The organism is Escherichia sp. MOD1-EC5990 (genome assembly GCF_002965285.1).
GTDB classification, from domain to species: domain Bacteria; phylum Pseudomonadota; class Gammaproteobacteria; order Enterobacterales; family Enterobacteriaceae; genus Escherichia; species Escherichia coli_F.
On record NZ_PTRV01000083.1, the window covers coordinates 1 to 460 of the forward strand.

At 66.1% G+C, this 460-nt stretch carries 1 pseudogene; it reads left to right on the forward strand.

Going from position 1 to position 460, the window contains the following annotated elements:
* Nucleotides 1-460, forward strand: a pseudogene (locus BEB42_RS25975) (RHS element protein); the annotation flags it as partial.

The following is a 460-nucleotide window of genomic DNA, read 5'->3' on the forward strand; positions in this document are numbered from 1 at the left end:
CTGTATTTTGAGCACCTGTTTCCCGGTGAGGACGGTTACAGCCGCAGCGAGTCACTCTGGCTGGTGCGCGGCGGCGTGGCGAAACTGGATGAAGGTCACCGGCTGGCCGCACTCTGGCAGGCGCTGCCGGAAGAACTCCGCTTAAGTCCGCATCGTTATCTGGCGACAAACAGTCCGCAGGGGCCGTGGTGGCTGCTCGGCTGGTGTGAGCGGGTGCCGGAAGCGGATGAGGTGCTGCCTGCGCCGCTGCCGCCGTACCGGGTACTGACCGGGCTGGTGGACCGCTTCGGGCGCACACAGACGTTCCACCGCGAAGCTGCCGGTGAATTCAGCGGCGAAATCACCGACGTGACGGATGGTGCCGGGCGTCACTTCCGGCTGGTACTGACCACGCAGGCGCAGCGGGCAGAAGAGGCCCGGCAGAAGGCCTCTTCCGGCGGGACGGAACAGTCCGCTTTTC